Raw genomic sequence first — 21,433 nt, forward strand, 5'->3', positions numbered from 1 at the left:
TTGTATGTGAAGAGATTGGAAACAGGCCTTTTTACTTTTACTTTTACTTTTACTTTTTGCCTTTTACTTTTTTACTTTTGCCTTTTTACTTTTGCTTTATTTTAGCGCATGAGTTTAATCTACTATAACAGCTGCCCGCTTTGCGGGTCGCCCAACATCAGAGAGGTACTTACCGCACAGGATTATACCGTATCGGGGGAAAAGTTTGAAGTATGGCAATGCGGCCAGTGTACCGGGCGTTTTACACAAAATGTACCAACCAGCAGCCGTATTGGCCGCTATTACCAGTCGCAGGAATATATCAGCCACTCAGAAACCCGCAAGGGCCTGATCAATCGTTTATACCACAGCGTTAGAAAGATCACCTTACGCTCTAAAGCCAACTGGGTAAAAGCCGCTACCGGCCTTAAACAGGGCGAGCTGCTGGATATTGGCTCCGGCACGGGCGCTTTTCTGCACTATATGCAGCAGAACGGCTGGAAGGCCAGCGGCCTGGAACCGGATGAACAGGCCAGGAAGAATGCACAAAAGATCTATAAGGTAACGGCGCAACCGGTGGAGCAGCTGTTTTCCCTGCCGCCGGCCAGCTTTGACGCCATTACCATGTGGCATGTGCTGGAGCATGTGCACGAGGTACATGCCTACCTGCAGCAGATCGGTACTTTATTAAAGCCGGAAGGCGCTGCGCTGATAGCAGTGCCCAACTATACCTCCCCCGATGCAGCCCATTATGGCCCGGCCTGGGCAGCATATGATGTACCGCGCCACCTGTACCACTTCTCCCCTGCTGCCATGCAGCAATTACTGGAACAGCATAACCTGAAGATCGTGAAAAAACACCCCATGGTGTTTGATGCGTTCTATGTAAGCCTGCTAAGCGAAAAATACAAAACAGGCCACGGCCGCCTGATAGCCGGGGGCTGGAACGGATTTCTTTCTTACCGCAAAGCGCTGAAGGAGACGGATAGGTGTAGTTCGATTGTGTACGAGTGCAGGCTGAAAGCGTAAAGCATAAAGCTGATTGGAGCGTATGGATACGAGGCAGTCAGCTTTATGCTTTTAGCTTTTAGCTTTCTGCTAAAGCAAAAACGCTGATTGACCGGAATATTTCCGCAATCAGCGTTTTGCTTTATAAACTATGCATATTGTGTTTACATGTTACGCATTCAGCTTTATGCTTTATGCTTTCTGCTTTGCGCTTTTTGCTTTCTGCTTTCTGCTGCAATTAATACAAGTAATTCAACGCAATTATATCATTTGAATTAAAAGTACGGTTGCCGCCGTTAGAGCAGGCCAGCATCCAGGAACCTGCATCCGGACCAGTGGGAGTGCCGGGAATGTGGATAGCGCCTACACCGGCAGAACCTTCGTTACCACCGCTGCCGCAGCTGTAAGCACGGTTCATATAATCAGTATGACGGAAGCCAATGCAATGGCCTAATTCATGCTGTATTACGGAGCCAACATAGTTTACATTCGGGTTAGAGCCATATGCAGCTGCATTGGTGTTCATGCTGATAGAGTTATACGGATTGCCGCTATTGGTGGGAAAACCGGAAGAACCCAGTGTAATGAAACCACCGCTGGGACCCTGATTAAAACCACTGATGGTGATGTTGGCAGAACCGCTGGTAACGCGGCGGAAAGTGAGCTGCAAGCCCTGTGCGTTGTAACGGGAAATGGCCAGGTCAGTGCCATCAATAAAGGGCTGGGTTAAACCGGTTACGCGGATAGTGATCACGCGGGGTAAGCCGGTTACAAGATTGTTGGTGCGGTACTGTTCTACCTCTGCAATGCGCAGGTTAGGAGAAGAGGATACAGATGCCAGCTCCTGTTCGCTCAGCAGAATGTCGCCTTCTACCAGGTAACCGCCTGTTACTTTGTGTACATCAGCTGTGCTGAAACCTTTGTTGCTGATCTTTTGCAGCACATCCTGGGAGATCTTTTGATTTTGTTGTTGTTCTGTGCCCGCATTGTCCTTCTGACAGGAAATAAACAATGCGCCTGCCATCAGGCAGCCCATGAGGCTACGGGTTACTTGTTTGAACATAAATGTGGATTTTGGGTTTTGGATAATTGGATTGATTTGCTCATGCATAGTATATCTTATTTAATAGCATAGCCATAGCGGCTGCAAATATGCAGGCACTAACGGGTTCGGATAAATGTAAAACCTGTGAATAATGAAAGATAAAAAGTGAAGGAAAAACGGTTCCTGCACTTACAGTTAAGTTTCAATTTTCACCAATAAAAATTCCGGAAATTAATGCTCCGGGTTTAACAGATCTTGCTCTAATAAAATTTGTGCTAAAACGCTCTGGTTCAGATTTTGCTTGTTTTCAATTTAGATCCTGGTTGTGCCGGTTCGTTCTTTTTTCTGCTTTCAATATTACAACATTAGCATAATTTAAAAAAACATTTTCAGCCCTGTTTATAAAAAATTGGGATGCTGCTTTAATTGCATTAGTTTTATTATGCACACTGCAATTATATTCCGTTACATGACACACATCATTGCCAGATCACTATGGGTGCTGCTGTTCCTCTATGCTTCCCAATCATTACAGGCCCGGCAAGCCACTGGTAATGATACCTTATTGCAACGGTATGGGGTTTTACCAGCTGCTAAAACCGTACAAGACAGCAGTCATAAATCCGTTTTTTACCTGGTAAAGTTTCGCGTATATCCCGGTGTTTCTTCTTTGCAGTCATATGGTATTGTAAAAACCATTAACCGCTTTTATTACATCCTGCAACAACCGGTCAGGGACACCGCTTTATTGCGCAATGTAGTGTACACTTATGTGGCCAATGATAACTGGAAATGCAGTGAAGGATTGTTACAAAGGCTGGAAAAACTGCGTGCCGCTGATAGCCTGGCCCTGCAGGTACAGCTGGACAGCAGCGGGCAGCAACCTGCCTTTTGCAGCGTGCAGCGGGTACTGGCCGGCCGCTTTGCTGTGGTAAAGGTAAAACAGGCCGACTGGCCACGCTTTATATCGCAACCTGTGATCCGCTTTGCAGATGCCTTGCGCAAGCCTAAAACAGAGATCATTATTCCCAGTAATGATATGACCCTGAACCGGGTAAGCACCGTGCAGCAATTGTACCCTAACCTGCAGGGGCAAAACATGACAGTATCCCTCAAAGAAAATATTTTTGATACTACAGATACAGACCTTACCGGCCGTTACACAGATGGGGGTATAGCAGCTACCCAGGTTGATATACATGCCACTATTATGGCTACCATTATTGCCGGAGCAGGCAATACCGGCCCGGAAGGCAGGGGTGCAGCTGTGCGGGCGCGTTTAACATCCTCTGATTTCAATACCTCGCTTTTACCGGATGATGCGGCCCTTTACGGGCAGCTACATGTGCGTGTGCAAAACCATTCCTATGGTACCGGCATAGAAAACTATTATGGCGCAGAAGCCGTAGCATACGATCAGCAAGCCCTTAGCATGGACACGCTGCTGCATGTATTTTCTTCCGGTAATGACGGGAACCAGGCGCCCACAGATGGCATGTACAGTGGTATAGCAGGCGTAGCCAATCTTTCCGGCACTTACAAACAGGCCAAGAATGTGCTGGTTGCCGGCGGTACGGACGGAGAAAATAACCTGCCTGCGCTCAGCGCCAAAGGCCCGGCTTACGATGGGCGTGTAAAACCAGAGCTGGTAGCATATGGGCTGGATGGCACTTCCAACGCAGCGGCGCTTACCAGCGGCATAGCCACCCTGGTGCAGGACGCCTATATACAGCAATATGGCAGAACGCCTGCAGCCGCTTTGCTGAAAACCATATTGATCAACAGCGCTGATGATATTGGTACTCCGCAGGTGGATTACCAGACCGGCTTTGGGGCCATTAATGCGCTAAAGGCCATCAATACAGTAAAAGAGCAGCGGGCTGCCAGCGGCGTGGTAGCTACCGGCGCTACCCAGGACTTTTTTATTAATGTGCCGGCCGGCATGCAGCAGCTAAAGGTAACCTTAGGCTGGGCTGATCCTGCTGCGGCAGTAAATGCGCCCAAAGCGCTGGTAAATGACCTGGACCTTTGGGTAACCGATAATTCCAATATCCGTTATGATCCCTGGGTGCTGAGCACCTATCCTGCTGCAGACTCCCTGCTGGCGCAGGCCCGCCGCGGACGCGATACACTGAATAATACGGAGCAGGTAACCGTGGATAATCCTTCCGGCGGGGTATTTATACATGTTAATGGCCGGGCGGTGCCCCGCGGGCCGCAAACCTTTTACATTGCATATGAATTTATTCCCCGGCAATATTTCCGCTGGGATAACCCAGCCCCGCAAAGCAATCTTAGCGCGGGCACTAATGTGCCGCTGCGCTGGGCTACGAACCTTAGCGGCAGCGGTGATCTTTCGTATAGCCGGGATAGTATTACCTGGCAGCCTATTGCCCTAAACCAGCTTTTGGCAACCGGTACCTATAACTGGCAAACGCCCGGCACTTTTTCCAAAGCCTGGCTGCGTATGCAAACTACCGATACCACTTATACCAGCGCGGCTTTTTATATTTCCCCTGCTCCGGAGCTGCATGTAGGTTTTGATTGTGCTGATTCTACCCTGCTATACTGGCCGGCTGTACCGGGTGCAGATGAATACGAGGTATATGCGCTGGGCGCACAGTTCCTGGAAACGTACCTGCGTACCCGTGATACCTTTGTTTTAATTCCCAAACAAAGTGTAAGCGCTACCTGGTTTGCCGTAAGCGCCATTCACCCCGATGGGTGGACCGGCATAAAAAGCTACGGCCTTGATTACCGCAACCAGGGGCTGAGCTGCTATGTATCCAGCCTGCTGGCAGACCCGCAGGATAATGCGCAGGTGCGGCTTACGCTTAGTCTGGGCAGCCTGTATAACCTGAAAACCATCTGGTGGGAACGGCTGAGCGGCAATACATTTATGCAGCTGCAATCCACTCCTGTTAGCGGCAGCAATGATTATACGATCTCCGATACCTCGCCGCAGGAAGGTGTCAACTATTACCGCGTACGGCTGGAAACCCAGGATGGGCGCATGTTGTATTCGGATACCGTACAGGCTCTTATCATTGGGCCGGCCAATGCATTCTTATTATTCCCGAACCCTGCTACTACCAGCCTGCAGCTGGTAAGCCGGGAGCCGCTGGAGCGTACCTGCCAGATCGTGGACATGAGCGGGCGGCTGGTGCGCAGGCTCATTGTGGATAACCTGCAGGAAAGTATTGATGTGAGCGCGCTGGCGCCGGGCGGGTATGTGCTGGCGGTTTATGAGGGTGGGAAGAGGGTGTTTGTGAGGCGGTTCGTGAAGCTGTAGTTCGCAGTTGGAATTACGAATTATTCAATTACGAATTACGAATTATAATGCATCGGAGATTGGAGCGGATGAATTGAGAATAGTATAAAAAAAATTACGAATTACAAATACGGATCCGTTTCGATCCAATTCGTAATTCGTAATTGAATAATTCGTAATTAACTCTTATAGGTGTATTGCTTCGCCGTAAGCCACTTCTATAGCGTCTTTTACAGATTCGCTCATAGTGGGGTGCGGGTGAATGGAATCCAGCACTTCCTGGTAGGTGGTTTCCAGCTTGCGGGCGGTTACAGATTGTACAATGATCTCTGTTACGTTCGCACCGATCATGTGAGTACCCAGCCACTCGCCGTATTTAGCATCAAACACCACTTTAATGAAACCTTCTGTTGCACCGGCAGCAGTTGCTTTACCAGAGGCAGTGAAGGGGAATTTGCCTACTTTAACTTCGTAACCTGCTTCTTTGGCTGCTTTCTCTGTATAACCTACAGATGCAATTTCAGGTGAGCAGTAGGTACAACCCGGTACATTGTTATAGTCAATGGGTTCCGGTTTGTGTGCGTATTTCTTTTCGTTGTAGGCAATGGCTTCCACGCAAATGATACCTTCTTTGGAGGCTACGTGCGCCAGGGCCTGGCCAGGTACCATATCGCCAATGGCGTATACGCCCGGGATGTTGGTCTGGTAGTATTTATCAACTAATACTTTTCCTTTGTCGGTTTTAATGCCCAGGGCTTCCAGGCCTAAGTTCTCGATGTTGGCCGTAATACCTACCGCGCTGAGTACCACATCTGCTTCCAGGGTTACTTCGCCGGTCTGGGTTTTTACTTTGGCTTTTACGCCGTTACCGCTGGCTTCTACTGCTTCTACAGAAGCGTTGGTCATTATTTCAATGCCTTTCTTCTTGTAGATCTTTTCCAGCTCTTTGGAGATGTCTTCGTCCTCTACCGGTACTATGCGGGGCATGAACTCAACGATGGTTACTTTAGTGCCCATGGTGTGATAGAAGTAGGCAAATTCTACGCCGATAGCGCCGGAACCTACTACGATCATGGATTTAGGCATCTGGGGCAGCACCATTGCTTCACGGTAGCCGATCACCTTTTTGCCGTCTATTTTCAGGTTGGGCAGCTCACGGGCGCGGGCGCCGGTAGCCAGTATAATATGCTTTGCTTCGTGGGTTGCAGTTTTGCCGTCCTTGTCCTTCACTTCGATCTGGCCTTTACCTTTTACGGTGGCAGTGCCCATGATCACATCTATCTTATTCTTCTTCATCAGGAACTGAACGCCCTTGCTCATTTTGTCTGCGGAGCCGCGGCTACGCTTAACTACAGCGTCAAAATCCGCCTGTGCACTACCTACGGTAATGCCGTAATCTTTGGAGTGTTGTATATATTCAAAAACCTGTGCTGATTTCAGTAATGCTTTGGTTGGGATACATCCCCAGTTCAAACAGATACCGCCTAAGCTTTCCCGCTCAACTATAGCCGTTTTAAATCCCAGCTGTGAAGCCCGGATAGCAGCCACATATCCGCCGGGGCCGCTACCTATTACGATTACGTCGTATGCCATAATGCTTAATTTTAAGTCAAAAACTTGCCAAAGATAGCAAAAAGCTGAAAGGATAAAGCAAAAAGCTGATCAACGGGAATATTTATAAAGTGTAACCCGCTTAGCCAGAAACGAAAAAGCTGATTGCCAGACGAATGTCCTATGCAATCAGCTTTTTGCTTTATGCTTTGAGCTATATGCTTATCGCAGGTCTACTACTTCTACGCCGGGATACTTTTTAGGATCGAAGGTGAAAGTAGCGTCTGTAACGGCGGTGTTGGGTGTAAAGCTGGTAATTTCGTAAGTATACTGGTTACCGTTCTTTTCAAACACCTTCATTTTGGCTATGTTCTGGTTCTTTTTATCAACAGACAGCACCACTTTAAAGATGTTCTTGGATTTGTCGGTGGGCGTCATTTCTATATTCTGGAGGGTTTTACCTTTTTCGGTGCTCTCCCCTTCCAGGCGATACAGGAAATCCTTGTCGTAGAAATTGGTGAACAGTTTTGCCGGTGTAATGGTAGTGGCTGACTGGTCTACGTTATTGATGGTTACTTCGTTCACATCTTTCGCGTAAGTCCAGGAGGTTTTATTATCGCTGATAATTTCCTGGCCTTCCATGCTCACTTTATATTTAGATCCTTTCAGGTACACGGTACCTTTCTTGGAATCGCTTACGCTGTTGTTGCCGCCCTGTACTTTCAGCACAAAGTTGGCTACGACGGTTTTAAGGGTTTGAAATTTCTTGCTCACATTATCCAGCACCGTCTTTGCTTTCGGATCATTTTGCCCCAGGCTGCCGCGGGTTTGGGCCATACCGCTTAATACCACGCCTCCCATCAACATACCTACTAATACAATTTTCTTCATCATTATCTTATTTAATGTAATGTTTCTAAGTCAAATGTTATGCCATCAGCAGCTGCTGGCTGGCGGCGACCGCGAAATTAGCTGTTAGCGTCCTTAAAATTATGTTAAAAGCTGTTCAGGATCTCTTCCAGGTCGGCTTCCGTCTTTACCAGCACGTCTCTTGCTTTTGAACCCATATTGGGGCCTACGATGCCGGCGGCTTCCAGCTGGTCCATTAAACGGCCGGCGCGGTTGTAGCCCAGCTTCATGCGGCGCTGTAACAGCGAGGTGGAGCCCTGCTGGTTCTGTACTATAACGCGGGCAGCTTCCTCGAACAGTGTGTCGCGGTCCTGCAGGTTGAATTCTTTACCTTCCAGCTCTTTTTCATCCACATACTCCGGCAGCATAAAGGCTTCCGGGTAACCGCGCTGCCCGCCAATGAACTCTGCCACTTTCTCTACCTCCGGCGTATCTACAAAGGCGCATTGCAGGCGCACCAGCTCCCCGTTAAAGGACACCAGCATATCACCCTGCCCTATCAGCTGCTCTGCCCCGCCAATATCCAGGATGGTGCGGCTATCTATTTTAGAGGATACCTTAAAGGCAATACGGGCCGGGAAGTTGGCCTTAATGGTACCGGTAATAATATTCACGGACGGGCGCTGTGTGGCAATGATCAGGTGAATACCTACGGCACGGGCCAGCTGGGCCAAACGGGCTATGGGCATTTCCACTTCCTTACCGGCGGTCATGATCAGATCCGCAAACTCATCTATCACCAGCACTATGAAAGGCAGGTAACGGTGACCTTTCTGCGGGTTCAGGCGGCGCTGCACGAACTTAGCGTTATACTCGCGGATGTTACGGGTGCCTGCTTCTTTGAGCAGATCGTACCGCACATCCATCTCAATACATAATGCATTGAGGGTATGGATCACCTTTTTGGTATCGGTGATAATGGCATCTTCCTCACCCGGCAGCTTGGCCAGGAAATGTTTTTCAATGAGCTTGTACAGGCTTAGCTCCACTTTCTTGGGATCTACCAGTACAAACTTCAGCTGGGAGGGATGTTTTTTATATAACAGGGATACCAGCAGGGTGTTAATGCCCACGGATTTACCCTGACCCGTAGCACCGGCCATGAGCAGGTGCGGCATTTTGGCCAGGTCGGCAATGAAGTTTTCGTTATCGATCTTTTTACCAATGGCAATGGGCAGGTCCATATTGTTCTGCTGGAACTTTTCAGAGGCCAACAGCGCTTTGAGGGACACAATGCTCTTTTTCACATTCGGCACCTCAATACCAATGGTGCCTTTACCGGGTATTGGCGCAATAATGCGGATGCCTAGTGCGGAAAGGCTTAATGCAATATCATCTTCCAGGTTCTTGATACGGGAAATGCGCACACCTGCGGCGGGCACAATCTCATACAGCGTAACGGTAGGCCCTACTGTGGCGCTGATCTTCTGGATAGAGATATCGTAGTTCTTAAGCGTGTCAATGATCTGGTTCTTGTTCTTATCCAGCTCCGTGGCATCCTGCACAATCTTTTCATTGGCGTGGGTATCCAGCAGGTCCAGGGCGGGATACAGGTAATCGCGCAGGTCCAGCAGGGGATCATAGGGATCGGCGTGTACAGGTTCCCGTTGGATCTCTACCTCCTCGTCTATTTCTTCTTCCGCGTCACTGAATCCTTTTATTTCAAAGGCCACTTCTTCGGGCGGGGTGCGTTTCTTTTTAGGTGTGGGCTCTACGGTTTCCTCTATGTATAAGAGCGGCCCCGGATCTTCTTCTTCCTCCTCCTCTTCTTCTTCCAGCTCTTCCTCCTCTTCTTCCATCACCGGGGGTATGGTTGCTGCGGGGGGAATGTAGGTGATACCGGATTTCACATCGGCCCTTTCTACCAGCTGCATTTCCTCTGCTTCGGCATCTGTTTCTGCTGCAGGCGGGATCACCATTACACCGGCATCGCCCTTCACACCATTTTTACGCTTGCCTTTGCCATTGATCACCGGCGCTTCTTCCATTACAGGTTCCGGCTGAGGTATGGGCACGGCTGCTTTTTCAGGGCGGGGCTTACGCTCCGGCCATTTGAAATCGAAGTTGAACTTCCATACCAGCCAGGAAAGACCGGCCACCAACAGCATGAGCGCTGTACCGGTTTTGCCGATGAAGCCAATGCTCCAGCGGTTAATGGCATCGCCTACGGCGCCTCCCCAGGGGAAACCGTCGTGGATGGCTATGAAGGCCATTACACTGCTGATGAACAGCAGGCCGAATAAGATATGCTTGATATTGCGCCATACGCGGAATACGCGGCGGCCTACAATAAAGTTAATCCCTAATATAAAAGTGAGGTAGCAGAAAAAGTAAGAGGCTACGCCAAACCCGCCGTAGAAGAACCAGTGGGATACAAAGGCGCCCAGCCTGCCCAGCAGGTTATCGACCTTTACATCGTTCATAAACAGCACATTGGCTGCATAGCGGAACACTTTGTCCTGGTCTTCTTCCCAGGTGAACAGGTAGGAGGTGAAAGCGATGAAAAAGTACACGGACAGCAGCAGGCATATCATTCCCAATACCTTATGTGTGCGTTCATCTTTGACCAGCTCTTTGACCTTTACATCGGCCTCTTTGTCTTTTTTGAGCACATTCACATCCGGTTGTTCCTTGCGCGGCGGCTTTTTACTGTCAGGTTTTTCCGTTTTTAATTTATTTTTTGACATAATACGAGGTCAAAAATAGGAAGAAATTTTAATGTGCAGTGTGCAGATGTGCACATGTGCAAATCTGCGGATAAGTACCAATGCTAATGTGTTGATGTACTAATGTGCTGGTATACAGGCATGAATGTGCCGACGTGTTGGTATGCTGATGTGCTGGTTGCTCTTAAAATGGCTATCATCCCCCTAAAACGGCTATATAATTAATATAGTATCCCCACAAGGATATTAACCCGTTAACAAATGCCAATACCTTAATTCAGGTTCACCACGGCCTGCACCCAGCGGGTAATGAAGTCCAGTACGGCCGGGTCCATGGTTTGATCCAGGGTAACGTATTCGGAGGTGGTGCAGGTTTTACATTGCTGGAAGAGGTGGTTCAGGCCATCCAGGCTATGGGCGGTGATCTGCTGGTTGCCACCCGTAAGCACTGCTTTTTCAATGGCGGGCAGCTGCAGGTTGGCATCCATTACAATATCCCGGCTGCCATTGAGCGCCAGCACCGGGCATTTGATCTTTTGCAGGTAAGTGAGCGGATCAAAGCGTACGGCAGATAAGCTGTGCGGCGTGGTTTGCAGGGCAATGAGCCGCTCAATGTACTTCTCCTCCTCTGCCGGCATGGGATTACCTACCAGCTTGCGGTACATATCCTTTAACAGCTCCCGGCTTTTTTGCTGGGCTACATCCGGATCGGTTTCCGTAGCCAGCATTTTGAACCAGGGCTGGGTATATTTTATATAACGGGTAATAGCCGAATCGCCTTTTTGCGGCATGGAGGCGCGGAGCACCTGTGCCATTTGCACTTCCTGCAGCTGGCGGGCTGGTAAGCCAGCGCCTGCCAGGGAAATTACAAATGCAATGCTGTCTTCCGGCCGGCTGGCTGCCATGGCGGCAATGGAGGCGCCTTCCCCGTGGCCTAAGATGCCAATTTTGCCGGGGTCTACATCTTTCCGCTGACGCAGGTAGGCAATGGCGGCGCGTACATCGGCTGCCAGGTCCTCAAAGGTAGCATCATCATAATCCCCTTTGCTGCCGCCGGTACCGCGATCGTCCCAGCGCAGCACGGCAATGCCCCTGCGGGTAAGGTAATCGGCCAGTACGCCAAAAGTTTTATGGCCTACCATTTCTTCATTGCGGTTCTGCGGGCCTGCATCGCTTAGCAGGATCACCACGGGATATTGCCGGGAGCTATCCGGACGGGTAAAGGTTCCTGACAGGGCAATGCCTTCCTCTTCCTGGCTGGTGAACATCACTCCTTCCTCCCGGTAACCTAAGGGCCCCTGCGGATCCTGTGGGCGGCGGTATACATCGGCTGCTTTGATCTGGTCCTGCGACAGGTTTAACGGCGCCTGCTGTCCGCCCTGGGTAAGTATGCCGCCAAAGCGGTGGTTAGCGGCGTCCCATCCTCCCTTGAAGCTGATGTCGACCACGTTTACCCGGAACCGTAGTGTACCGGCGGTATAGTCTACGCTATCCATGGGCAGTGAAACATCTGTTCTGTCGGGGCTTTTGAGCTGGCCTTTGTAGCCATGCCTGGTCTTTTCCAGCACTATCATGAGGCGTTGTTTTTCGCCCATGGTGTTGCCGGTCATGCCGTACCAGGAACCTGAAATGTTGTGTTCATTTTCCTGGGCGGAGGCGATTAGTGCAAACGCGCAAAAGAATATGAGGAAGGAGTATTTGAGCATGATTTAGTGTGCTGGTGTATGCTAATAATGCTTTAATGACGTATGGTATGCTAATGTGTTGAGAATTATATGGAGATGAAATAACATTCATCAAATATACCAGCACATTAGCATATTAGCACATCAGCAAATTAACATTAACATTAACATTACTTTTTCAGTACTGCCAGTAACAGGGAGATCCATCCGGCAATGAATACCAGTCCGCCGATAGGCGTAATGAGACCAAAGCTGCGGAGACCTACATTATTGGTCATTTTCAGGATGGTAAATAAATACAGCGAACCTGAAAACAGGATGATACCGATAATGAAGCAACGCCCGGCCCAGATAAGCTGTGGTGTGGGGATGTGTGCGTATAATATTCCTACTGCCAGTAAGGCAAATACGTGATAGAACTGGTAAGTAACACCTGTCTGGAAGGTGCTTACGGTTTCCGGCGGTACCAGCTCTTTAAGCTTGTGCGCACCGAATGCGCCCAATATAACGGCCAGGGCGCCTAACGCTGCTGCCCACACTAAAAAACCCTTATGCATCATGCTTTAATTCTTTTTCAAATGTATCCAGTGATATATGATCCGATTCTATGATGTGCTTTGACTGCTGGTAGAAGGGCTGCCGCTCTGCCAGCTTTTTTTCGATGAAGTCGGTGAGGTCTTCATCCGGCAGGTCCTGTATAAGAGGACGTTTATACTTTTTACGCTGCAGGCGCTCAACCATAACGGGTACGGAGGGATTAAGCCATACGGTGGTGCCATTATTATTCATGAAGTCCATGTTATCCTGGAAGCAGGGTGTGCCCCCTCCGCAGGATACCAGGAAGGCCTCTTCCCGTTGTACCAGCCCACGCAGGGTGGCGCTTTCGCGTTCGCGGAAATAGTCTTCTCCTTTGGTGGCGAAGATATCGCTGATGGCCATTTCTTCTTCTGCCACAATAATTTCGTCCAGGTCGTAATAGGGTAGGCTCCAATGCTCTGCTAATTGTTTGCCCCAATAAGATTTTCCGGCGCCCATGAAGCCGATTAGAAATATTTTCAAGTTAATAGAATTTAGTAAATAGTTGCCAGTTGGCAGTTTCCAGTTTGCAGTCGCCTGCGTTATGTTCAATTGACTGTTTTATTGTAGTAGTTGTTCGCTGACTGCCAACTGCCCACTGCGGACTGCCAGTTAGCCGTTCGATGCAGTAGTTGTTCCCTGACTGCTAACTGCCAACTGCGGACTGCCAACTTCTTCCTCTTTAGCCGTCCAGGCCAGGCACAACTCCCCTTCCACTACATATTGCAAATATAACCGTGCATTTTTATCTGTCCTGTTAAAATTAGCGGTAATGAATCCAGCGGGGCGGAAATCGAAGGGTTCCAGCTGCATATGTTCTTTAAAATCAACGCTTCCCAGGCCATACCATTTATAGATGGCCTCTTTGGCGCTCCAGCAAACCGTTTGATGGGCCAGGGTATGTTCCCGGTCTATGAACGCCTGTTCTGCCGGCCCCAGGAACTTGTGCGCTATCTTGCCCACCTTGGGCTGCATAGCTTCTATATCGATGCCTACGGCGTACTTTTTACTGACGATGACGGCCACATGATCCCTGCAGTGGGATATGGAAAAGTGAAAGCTATCATCCGGCAGGTAAGGCTTCCGGCTTTTCATGAGCCGGATGTGCTGCACGGGAAATTCCGGGAACAGCTCCAGCAGCAGGTAACGGCCGGCAAAGTGCTGCAGGCGTTTATGCGGGTGGTGTATTTCCGGGGAAATATTGACGCGGGTCCGGAAGAATGCCTCTTGTTCACCAATTTTCCACACTCCCAGCCGGGTAGCCTGATCCATTTGTATGGTACGTATTAATGGCATATCTTGGCAAATTAAAGCAGAAAGCTGAAAGCAAAAAGCGAAAGCTGATTATGTTTTGCACCAGGCTTTACCTTTATGCTTTTAGCTTTACGCTTTCTGCTCAATTCAAACTAACCACTCACTTATGATCCTGTCTGATACACGTATCCTCGAAGAAATTGAAAAGGGCACTATTGTTATTTCGCCTTACGACCGGAAATTCCTGGGCACAAATTCTTATGATGTGCACCTGGGGAAATACCTTGCTACCTATAAGGACCGGGTGCTGGATGCGCGGGCGCATAATGAAATTGAGCATTTTGAGATACCGGCAGAAGGATTTGTGCTGCAGCCGGGTACGTTGTATTTAGGCGTTACGGAGGAGTATACGGAAACGCATGCGCATGTGCCTTTCCTGGAGGGTAAGAGCAGCACCGGGCGCTTAGGGATCGATATTCATGCTACAGCCGGTAAAGGGGATGTGGGTTTCTGTAATACCTGGACGCTGGAGATCTCCTGCGCACAGCCGGTGAGGATCTATGCAGGCATGCCGATCGGGCAGCTGATCTATTTTGTGGTGGAGGGAGAAGTAAAGACGTTTTATAATAAGAAGGGGAATGCGAAGTATAATGGGAGAACGGTGAGGCCGGTGGAGAGTATGATGTGGAAGAATGAGTTTTAAAGGTTCTTCATCTTTCTTTTTTCCCGCAGGTTCGAAGACGAACTGCGCCCGCCTGTTTGGATGGCTATTGGGCGTTTGGTTGTCGTGGGGGCTGCGGGAATTTTTTTGGGCGGTATCAAGCGTGGCGCGCCGGGCAAAGGTTCGTCTTTCGAAACCTGCGGGAGGCGGAGGATGAAGACCTTTGTGGTGGGGGTGCGGAGGAGTAGGTTGGAGGCCTTTGTGTTGGGGGTGCGGAGGAGGAGGTTGGAGGCCTTTTTTACTACACTATTGCTTTATTACGCTACCTCTTGACAACACATTTCTTTACTGCATACTTTTCTTTACTGCATACTTTCTTGTATTACATTTATTCCTTTACTACGCTTAGGCTGCTTTACTGTGCCATTACTTCCTGCCATTGGGTTTCGAGTTCGGGGTTGTTGGGCCAGCCGCCGCTTTCTTTCATAGCGATGATGAGGTAACGTTTGGCTTCTTCGAGGGAGGCTGCGCTTCCGCGTACGGTTGCGCCGGGCCAGGGGGCCTTTTCGGAGGGCATCAGGTATTCAAAGTAGATCTCTTTTTGTCCCAGGCAGCTGATGATGACCCACCAGGTGGAATAGGCATCGTCGTTGGTTAAGAGTACCAGGCGGTCGTGCGAGGTAAGGCCCCAGAGTGGTGTTCCGGGGAAGGTTTTGTTGATCAGCTCCAGGAAGGCTAACATCGTGTAGCCGATCTCGGCCCATACCGGGCTGTTGGCATCATTCACCAATGCTGAATATACGGCTTCCAGGGATTGCTGTTTTTGTAGTGAGCATCTCGTTATAGGCATCAAATAGGATTTGGTTGGTTCTTAATGGTTGATTTACACAAAATAGTATTTCTTGGGTTGGTTTTAAAATTTGAAGCAGGTTTTTTATTTACTGCCGGCATTATGCTGCTCCATTTGTTTAATGATGTTGGTTACCTCTGCCTCTGTTGAGCGTAACTTTTGCTGGCAAAATTCAATGAGCACGGCGGCCCGTTTTACTTTCTCGGCCAAAATATCAACAGGTACGGATCCGGTTTCGATATCGGCGGCGATGGCCCTTAATTCATTGTAGGCAGCTTCATATGTCAAATGCTGTTCCATTGGTTTCATTTTTTGCGGTGACAGTGGCGTTGAGCGTGGCGCTGTTCAATACTACCTGGATGTTGCTGCCGGGCTTGATGGTATCCGGATTAGCCGTTACTTTACCATCCTGGTACACCAGGGCAAAACCCCGTTTTAAAATGCTGGCAGGGCTCATTAAGCGGAAAACGGTTTTGTGATGTTCCAGCTCACTGCGTTTGTTTTGAAAATACATCCGGTTGAAGGATGTAATATTAGCTGTTATATTTTCCAGCTCATTCCGTTTATGCGCTACCATGATGGTAGGTTTTGACAGTACCTGGCCGGATACTGTCAGCAGCTCCCTGTGTTTGCTTAACAGGATGGATTGCGTGGTATTGATGACGGTTTGGTTATAACCCTGCAGCTGATCCTTATGCCTAGACAACATGGTGCGGGCCTGGTTCACGATCATGCTATTGAGGGCTGATAAAGACTGGGAGCGGGCAGAGAACAATTGCTGCGACTTTATCAGGATAGTCTTTTGCAGATTGATCACTTCATCTTCAAATGCCTTATTGTGGGCAATAATGAACTCTGCTGCTTTGGTAGGCGTTTTGGTAGGGCTGTGCGCCATAAGGTCTACCACGGTTTCATTTTTCTGGTGGCCGATACCGGTAATAATGGGTATTGGAAACCGGGCCACTGTTTTACCTAAACGGTAGGTATCAAAAATGAGGAAATCTGTTTGGGCGCCTCCTCCCCTGATGATCACTACTGCATCGTAAGGCGTGCCTGTATTAAAAATATCTATGAGGCGCTGTTGCAGCAGCTCCGCTTTTTCTTCACCCTGTACCGCCGTGAAGTATGGATGAATGATAAACCGGTATCCGAAACGGTTATTGTCCAGCGTATGCTTAAAATCCTGGTAACCGGCGGAGTTGCCGGAGGATACTACAGCTACCTGCTGGATGACGCAGTTTAATGCCAACCGGTTATTGCGGGTAATGTATTGGTCGCCGGCTTTCTGAATGAATTCAGGGTTTTCTGTCAGCAGCCTGGCTAATACCGCCTGTTTCTGCTGTTCCAGTAAACCGATGGTGAAATTGGCGTCTATATCCAGTACCGTTATCTGCAGGCCATATTGGTTGTGATAGTTCACGGATACCTTTACCAATACATTGATACCGTTCTGAAATACCTGGCCGGTGATACGCTCAAAATCTTTGATCTTATCGGCGCCGGCGCCCCAGGCTACAGCGGCTACTTTTGCAATGATGCCGGCAGTGCCTTCCTGTTTTTCTACCAGGTCAAAGTAGTGATAGCCTTTTTGCTGGTAGTAAGAGTAGTTGGTAATGTCTGCAATGATCCAATACGTTTGCCCGGCAAACACATTGTTGATGGCTTGCTGGATCCTGTTGGTAAGGTCAGATAATCTGATGGGCGGTGTATTGGACATGTACTCTAAAGGTTGTTGGCATTCTGCGAGTACAAATAAAAGCGTTTTTATTGGAAGTATGGGGATCAGTTTGATATGATATAGGATGCCAGCATGGTAGCTATTTATTTTTTTCTTATATTTAAATCGATTTTGACCAATTTAGATTGAAGGCCCCTATTCTTATTTACCCTAAAATATTAATCCCTATGAATTGGTCATTTAGAAAATCCACGAATGCAATATCCTCCTTTGAAATGACTCATCCCGGCACTAATAAAAAAGATACGCGTACCTACGTTAATTTGCGTGCTGATGGTATTTACTACAGAAAAAAGATTACGGGTGATATTTCCTACACACCATCACAGCCCCATACTTATTATCAACAGGGAGATGATAATATAACACAACACACTATTACATCTGCTCCGGTTGATCAATTAACAGATATTGATTCTAAAGATTTTATTGATGAATTAAATATCAAGTCTAGCCGATCTTCATATTTAAATTGGTTCGGCATTTTACCAGCGATTCTCTTCTGTATTTTTCTTATTGCACATTATAACCGAATTGCTAAAGTCACTTATGACAAAAAATATATTGTTACCATTAAAGAAGCTAAGACAGGCATAAATATCAGGTTAAATCCAGACAAAAAGAGTGCTGTTGTAGGAGGCGCCCTCGAAGGTGATAAATTTGATCTCGTTGATTCCACAAATACAAACTGGTATGAAATAAATCATGGGGGAATGAATGCGTATGTTTCCAGGGAATTTGCGGCCATAGATTCTTTAAACATCAATAAACGCACCTATTCTGGCTTTGAGGTAGAATCAGATAGCTTCATAAAGTGGTTCTTAGCTGGCATGTTATTCTTCTCTTTGCTTTGTTATCAATTAAAAAAAATTGATAAAAAGAGAATGCTAACTGAGATATACTACGATATGGATGAAAGTATTGCGGAAGTATATGAAAAGTTTATAGTGCATTTTAGCGAACTTACCCAAAGTAAAAGAGTATGGCAATATTTACACTCGCAATATTCGAACAGTTATAAATACAATGCAGGTGCGGGAAAATTGATTACCCGGATAGGGGTAAAAAGCGTATATAATGACAAAAAACCGTCCTCCACATTTATCACAAACGTAAAGATTCCCAATATTAATCTCCGGAACACACAGCTGTATTTTTTCCCTGAACGTTTAATCATCAAGAGAAACAACCATTTTGCTGCGGTATTTTATAAATCTTTAACGATTGATTCCAAAATCACACGTTTTATTGAAGAAGAACCCCTTTCCCCGGATGCAATAGTTGTTGGGCATACCTGGAAATACCTGAATAAGAATGGCACTCCTGACAGACGATTCAATGATAACCGGCAGCTTCCGATTTGTTCATATTCTGAGTATACCATACGATCAAATTCCGGTGTACATGAAATAATCACGACTTCTAAACGCGGAGCATTTGATAGTTTCACACACTTTATTGCGGCAATAGGAAAGTTCCAAAACAGGATAGCGAATGCTTTAAGCGAATCCTAATGATAAGCAACCAGCTTTAAAAATCGGCACTTCATCATTTAAATATAATCATGACAAATATTGAATATTTACAAGACTTTATTGGAACAGCTATCAAAAGCCTGGAAGGTGTTCAAGCTAAGGGGGCAAATGAATATTCCTTCGACATTAACTGTTCAGATCTTGAGGATTTCAACTTTATAGATATCAGACAAGCTGAAAAATTTAAGAAAATTTTTGACAGATTAAAAGAAAGAATGGCCCTGCATTATACTGGTTTGAAATCATATCAGATACTGAAGGTTTACGGATAATTGAAGCTTTAAATAGCTACAAGGCATCTACTGAGAGAAAGGCTACTCCCGCCCTAAAATCTAAAATAGATCATAGTTCAAAAGTTCTGTATGTTGGTAAAGTAAAAGGGGTTTTCTGGGGCCGGCTTATACAGCACCTGGGCTTCTTTAAAGTGAAGGCTACACAAGGCCTTCAATTATTTTACTGGACCAAAGGCCTACCGCTACATTTAAGGGTTAACGTATTAGAATTTGATAGCAACATGGCTGAGCTTATGTGTGTACTTGAATACTCACTTGCCCAAAGCTTAACCCGTTAATCGGCAAACATAAATAACATTATTAATAAAGCTTATTCATTCACATGAGTACGAATTAACTACATTCGACTAGGGCTCACTAAGGAAAAACATGGCATTCAGGCTCCCTCCATTCCGTTTGGGAAGGGCATTTAAGATGGAATTTTTTGAATAGATAAAGACCAGGCTGATCTAAGGGGTCTTGTATCGTCTGTCTAGGAATTATTTCTTTACTAATATTTTTAGTATATTTACTAAAAAAACCATTGAACGAGAGGCCTATGGCCTTCTCAGATGATGCTATTGTGCCAAAAGCCGTAAAAGTTAATACCTACTAAAAATTGTTGCCATGTTGAATTTTGCCATTGTAAAAGATCTGATCACAAAACACGTGGAAGTTAGAGAACAACTCAATTTGCTGGCCATTGCCGGTGTTCAGATCGATGCATTTGATCAGCTAAACTTATTTGATATTGCTTTAGATGTTATTGGCTTTCCAAAAGACAATACCCAGGGAATAGATTTTGAAGAACTCCATGAAATACATTCCAACGGCACTGCATTTAGCAGGGATAAATGGGACTTTATTGTTTTTGAATTACAAAAGGAGGATATAGATGCTTTTGTAAAACAGTTGTATGCGGAGTATGATGAGCTGATATTGGAGCGGCCGCATTTATTTGTGAGAGAGTGATGTGGATATGGCTATTGTTAACCGCTGATTAATCTTATATAGCTAAAGAAGGTTTTACTAATGCTTATGAAAACAATGGAGACCAGAGATCCCGCATCAGAAAAATCCTGTTATTATATAAAGCAGCATTGAGTTCACACCGCTGGTCATGATATCTGATGATTATGTAAATTCCTGCTTCCCAATACGAGTGCTTGCTATGAAGGTGACCAGGGCCGGGATATTAATGAATGCCAGGATGGGAATGTGTGCTTGGCGGCAACGGCATCACCCGTACACGAACCCGGCAGCAAACAATAATTGTCTGAAACAGCTTTAATATAAATATCCTACCCCTGCCGTCCTATTGCAGCGCCATGGCTTAATTTGTACTATCAGAGCCAATATCTTTTGTGACCGGATTTTTTTAATGCGCTGCTGTTCCCTCAAGCCGTAGCGCAGCCAATTTTAACACTTATGCAAATATCGAATACCCCTCAGCAGGTGCATGATACTGGTGAAGCCGTACCGGTACCCAAAGTGCTTAAAGAACGCCTGGTATCCTGGGCTACTATCATTTGTAAAGAATACGACTTTGGTAACATCATTATACAAGAATTAAAAACAGCAGACTATAATATTTACATTACTGTTTTTAATATTACCAAACCGGTAAAGCTTTACGTTTGCTGGGAAAAGCCTACCGTGGCCCTGCAGTACACCCGGGAAGGTGAGATCATATGCCGGTTAAACAACCGGGATAAGGTACTGCTGGAAGCATCCCGCTACCACCTCTTTTACCTGACCAACGGCTCCTATTCCCTGCACCCTCCCTGTGGTATCAGTGAGTCTATGCATATAGAAATAGGGCCTGCTTACCTGAAAGACCTGCTCTCCGCACACACCCCACTGCAAAAAATGATGCAGAACTTGTACGATGCCAACACCACCGGCGGCGTATTATTCCCCGCCCGGATGAACGGGAAAGTTAAAAACATACTGCATGAGATATACCAGAGCAATAAAACCGGCCATTCCCTGTACCTGGAAATGAAGGCTCACATCTACCGGCTGTTAAGCGCCTACGACGAGGAAATTACCCTCACCCATTACTTAGACAGTATACAAGCCTCCAAAACTGCCAAAACCATCCTGGCCGTTAAACATTATATTATTGAGTATCCTCATATCCATGAGTGCAGCCTGGATAGCCTGGCGAAACGGTTTACCATCAGCCCTTCAGCCTTAAAGGTGAATTTTAAAAAGCAATGCGATATATCCCTGGGTGATTTTGTACAGCAGCAGTGCATTTTAAAAGCCCTGCAATTAGTGCTGCTGGACATAGATGCCATACGAGATATTGCCCTGCAGTTAGGCTATACGGATGTGTCTAACTTCTCCCGGGCTTTCCGCAATTACATGGGCTGCTCCCCTAACGAAATGCGGCTGTACCCGGAAAGGTATAAGAACGGGGTTTAACCT

18 protein-coding genes are annotated in these 21,433 nt (G+C 47.1%); 7 read left to right on the plus strand and 11 right to left on the minus strand.

What is annotated here, in order from left to right:
- Window positions 1–108: 108 nt before the first annotated feature.
- Complete coding sequence (locus tag BMZ54_RS17935; protein ID WP_089914864.1) at window positions 109–1,008, plus strand: class I SAM-dependent methyltransferase; 900 nt, start codon at window positions 109–111, stop codon at window positions 1,006–1,008.
- 217 nt (window positions 1,009–1,225) lie between these two features.
- On the opposite strand, the gene BMZ54_RS17940 is transcribed toward BMZ54_RS17935, so the two are convergent.
- Complete coding sequence (locus BMZ54_RS17940; RefSeq protein WP_202909282.1) at window positions 1,226–2,050, minus strand: M57 family metalloprotease; 825 nt, start codon at window positions 2,048–2,050, stop codon at window positions 1,226–1,228.
- 451 nt (window positions 2,051–2,501) lie between these two features.
- Between BMZ54_RS17940 and BMZ54_RS17945 the strand changes: the two genes are divergently transcribed.
- A complete protein-coding gene (locus BMZ54_RS17945) occupies window positions 2,502–5,324 on the plus strand; it encodes a S8 family serine peptidase (RefSeq protein ID WP_162277595.1) in 2,823 nt (940 codons plus the stop codon).
- A 165-nt stretch (window positions 5,325–5,489) separates the two neighbouring features.
- On the opposite strand, the gene lpdA is transcribed toward BMZ54_RS17945, so the two are convergent.
- From lpdA to BMZ54_RS17980, 7 genes are all read right to left on the minus strand, one after another.
- Window positions 5,490–6,896, minus strand: a complete 1,407-nt coding sequence (lpdA, locus tag BMZ54_RS17950; protein WP_089914873.1) for a dihydrolipoyl dehydrogenase — start codon at window positions 6,894–6,896, stop codon at window positions 5,490–5,492.
- 180 nt (window positions 6,897–7,076) lie between these two features.
- Window positions 7,077–7,748: an outer membrane lipoprotein periplasmic chaperone LolA1 gene (locus BMZ54_RS17955; protein WP_089914876.1), complete on the minus strand. Its 672-nt coding sequence runs from the start codon at window positions 7,746–7,748 to the stop codon at window positions 7,077–7,079.
- A 101-nt stretch (window positions 7,749–7,849) separates the two neighbouring features.
- Window positions 7,850–10,450: an FtsK/SpoIIIE family DNA translocase gene (locus tag BMZ54_RS17960; RefSeq protein ID WP_089914879.1), complete on the minus strand. Its 2,601-nt coding sequence runs from the start codon at window positions 10,448–10,450 to the stop codon at window positions 7,850–7,852.
- Between the two features lie 251 nt (window positions 10,451–10,701).
- Entirely contained in the window at window positions 10,702–12,135 is a 1,434-nt protein-coding gene (locus BMZ54_RS17965; protein WP_089914882.1) for an alpha/beta hydrolase family protein, read from the minus strand.
- A gap of 149 nt (window positions 12,136–12,284) precedes the next feature.
- Complete coding sequence (locus BMZ54_RS17970) at window positions 12,285–12,674, minus strand: DUF423 domain-containing protein (RefSeq protein ID WP_238386609.1); 390 nt, start codon at window positions 12,672–12,674, stop codon at window positions 12,285–12,287.
- On the minus strand, window positions 12,664–13,173 hold the full coding sequence (locus BMZ54_RS17975) for a shikimate kinase (RefSeq protein ID WP_089914885.1): 510 nt from the start codon (window positions 13,171–13,173) through the stop codon (window positions 12,664–12,666). Before BMZ54_RS17975 ends, BMZ54_RS17970 begins: the two co-directional genes overlap by 11 nt.
- 129 nt (window positions 13,174–13,302) lie before the next feature.
- Window positions 13,303–13,986 carry a 4'-phosphopantetheinyl transferase family protein gene (locus tag BMZ54_RS17980; RefSeq protein ID WP_089914887.1) on the minus strand — a complete coding sequence of 228 codons (684 nt, stop codon included), beginning with the start codon at window positions 13,984–13,986 and terminating at the stop codon, window positions 13,303–13,305.
- A gap of 124 nt (window positions 13,987–14,110) precedes the next feature.
- Here BMZ54_RS17980 and dcd point away from each other — a divergent pair, with 124 nt between their 5' ends.
- Window positions 14,111–14,647, plus strand: coding sequence for a dCTP deaminase (gene dcd / locus BMZ54_RS17985; RefSeq protein WP_089914891.1), 537 nt, complete (start codon window positions 14,111–14,113; stop codon window positions 14,645–14,647).
- A 373-nt stretch (window positions 14,648–15,020) separates the two neighbouring features.
- On the opposite strand, the gene BMZ54_RS17990 is transcribed toward dcd, so the two are convergent.
- The 3 genes from BMZ54_RS17990 to xseA all read right to left on the minus strand — a co-directional run bounded on the left by BMZ54_RS17990 (window position 15,021) and on the right by xseA (window position 17,172).
- On the minus strand, window positions 15,021–15,455 hold the full coding sequence (locus BMZ54_RS17990) for a hypothetical protein (protein ID WP_089914894.1): 435 nt from the start codon (window positions 15,453–15,455) through the stop codon (window positions 15,021–15,023).
- Window positions 15,456–15,539: 84 nt separating this feature from the next.
- Window positions 15,540–15,755: an exodeoxyribonuclease VII small subunit gene (gene xseB / locus BMZ54_RS17995; RefSeq protein ID WP_089914897.1), complete on the minus strand. Its 216-nt coding sequence runs from the start codon at window positions 15,753–15,755 to the stop codon at window positions 15,540–15,542.
- Complete coding sequence (gene xseA, locus BMZ54_RS18000; RefSeq protein WP_089914900.1) at window positions 15,733–17,172, minus strand: exodeoxyribonuclease VII large subunit; 1,440 nt, start codon at window positions 17,170–17,172, stop codon at window positions 15,733–15,735. The genes xseB and xseA overlap by 23 nt, the downstream gene beginning before the upstream one ends.
- A 188-nt stretch (window positions 17,173–17,360) precedes the next feature.
- Between xseA and BMZ54_RS18005 the strand changes: the two genes are divergently transcribed.
- The 4 genes from BMZ54_RS18005 to BMZ54_RS18020 all read left to right on the plus strand — a co-directional run bounded on the left by BMZ54_RS18005 (window position 17,361) and on the right by BMZ54_RS18020 (window position 21,430).
- The gene (locus BMZ54_RS18005; RefSeq protein WP_143081055.1) at window positions 17,361–18,707 is read left to right on the plus strand and encodes an SH3 domain-containing protein; all 1,347 of its coding nucleotides are present in this window, start codon (window positions 17,361–17,363) and stop codon (window positions 18,705–18,707) included.
- A gap of 50 nt (window positions 18,708–18,757) precedes the next feature.
- Window positions 18,758–19,000, plus strand: coding sequence for a hypothetical protein (locus tag BMZ54_RS18010; protein WP_089914908.1), 243 nt, complete (start codon window positions 18,758–18,760; stop codon window positions 18,998–19,000).
- Window positions 19,001–19,627: 627 nt separating this feature from the next.
- Window positions 19,628–19,972 (plus strand): hypothetical protein, encoded by a 345-nt coding sequence (locus BMZ54_RS18015; RefSeq protein ID WP_089914912.1) that lies wholly within the window; start codon window positions 19,628–19,630, stop codon window positions 19,970–19,972.
- Between the two features lie 456 nt (window positions 19,973–20,428).
- Window positions 20,429–21,430: a helix-turn-helix transcriptional regulator gene (locus BMZ54_RS18020; protein ID WP_089914915.1), complete on the plus strand. Its 1,002-nt coding sequence runs from the start codon at window positions 20,429–20,431 to the stop codon at window positions 21,428–21,430.
- The last annotated feature ends 3 nt before the right edge of the window (window positions 21,431–21,433 follow it).

This window comes from Chitinophaga rupis (assembly GCF_900109685.1).
In the GTDB taxonomy this organism is placed as follows: Bacteria; Bacteroidota; Bacteroidia; order Chitinophagales; family Chitinophagaceae; genus Chitinophaga; species Chitinophaga rupis.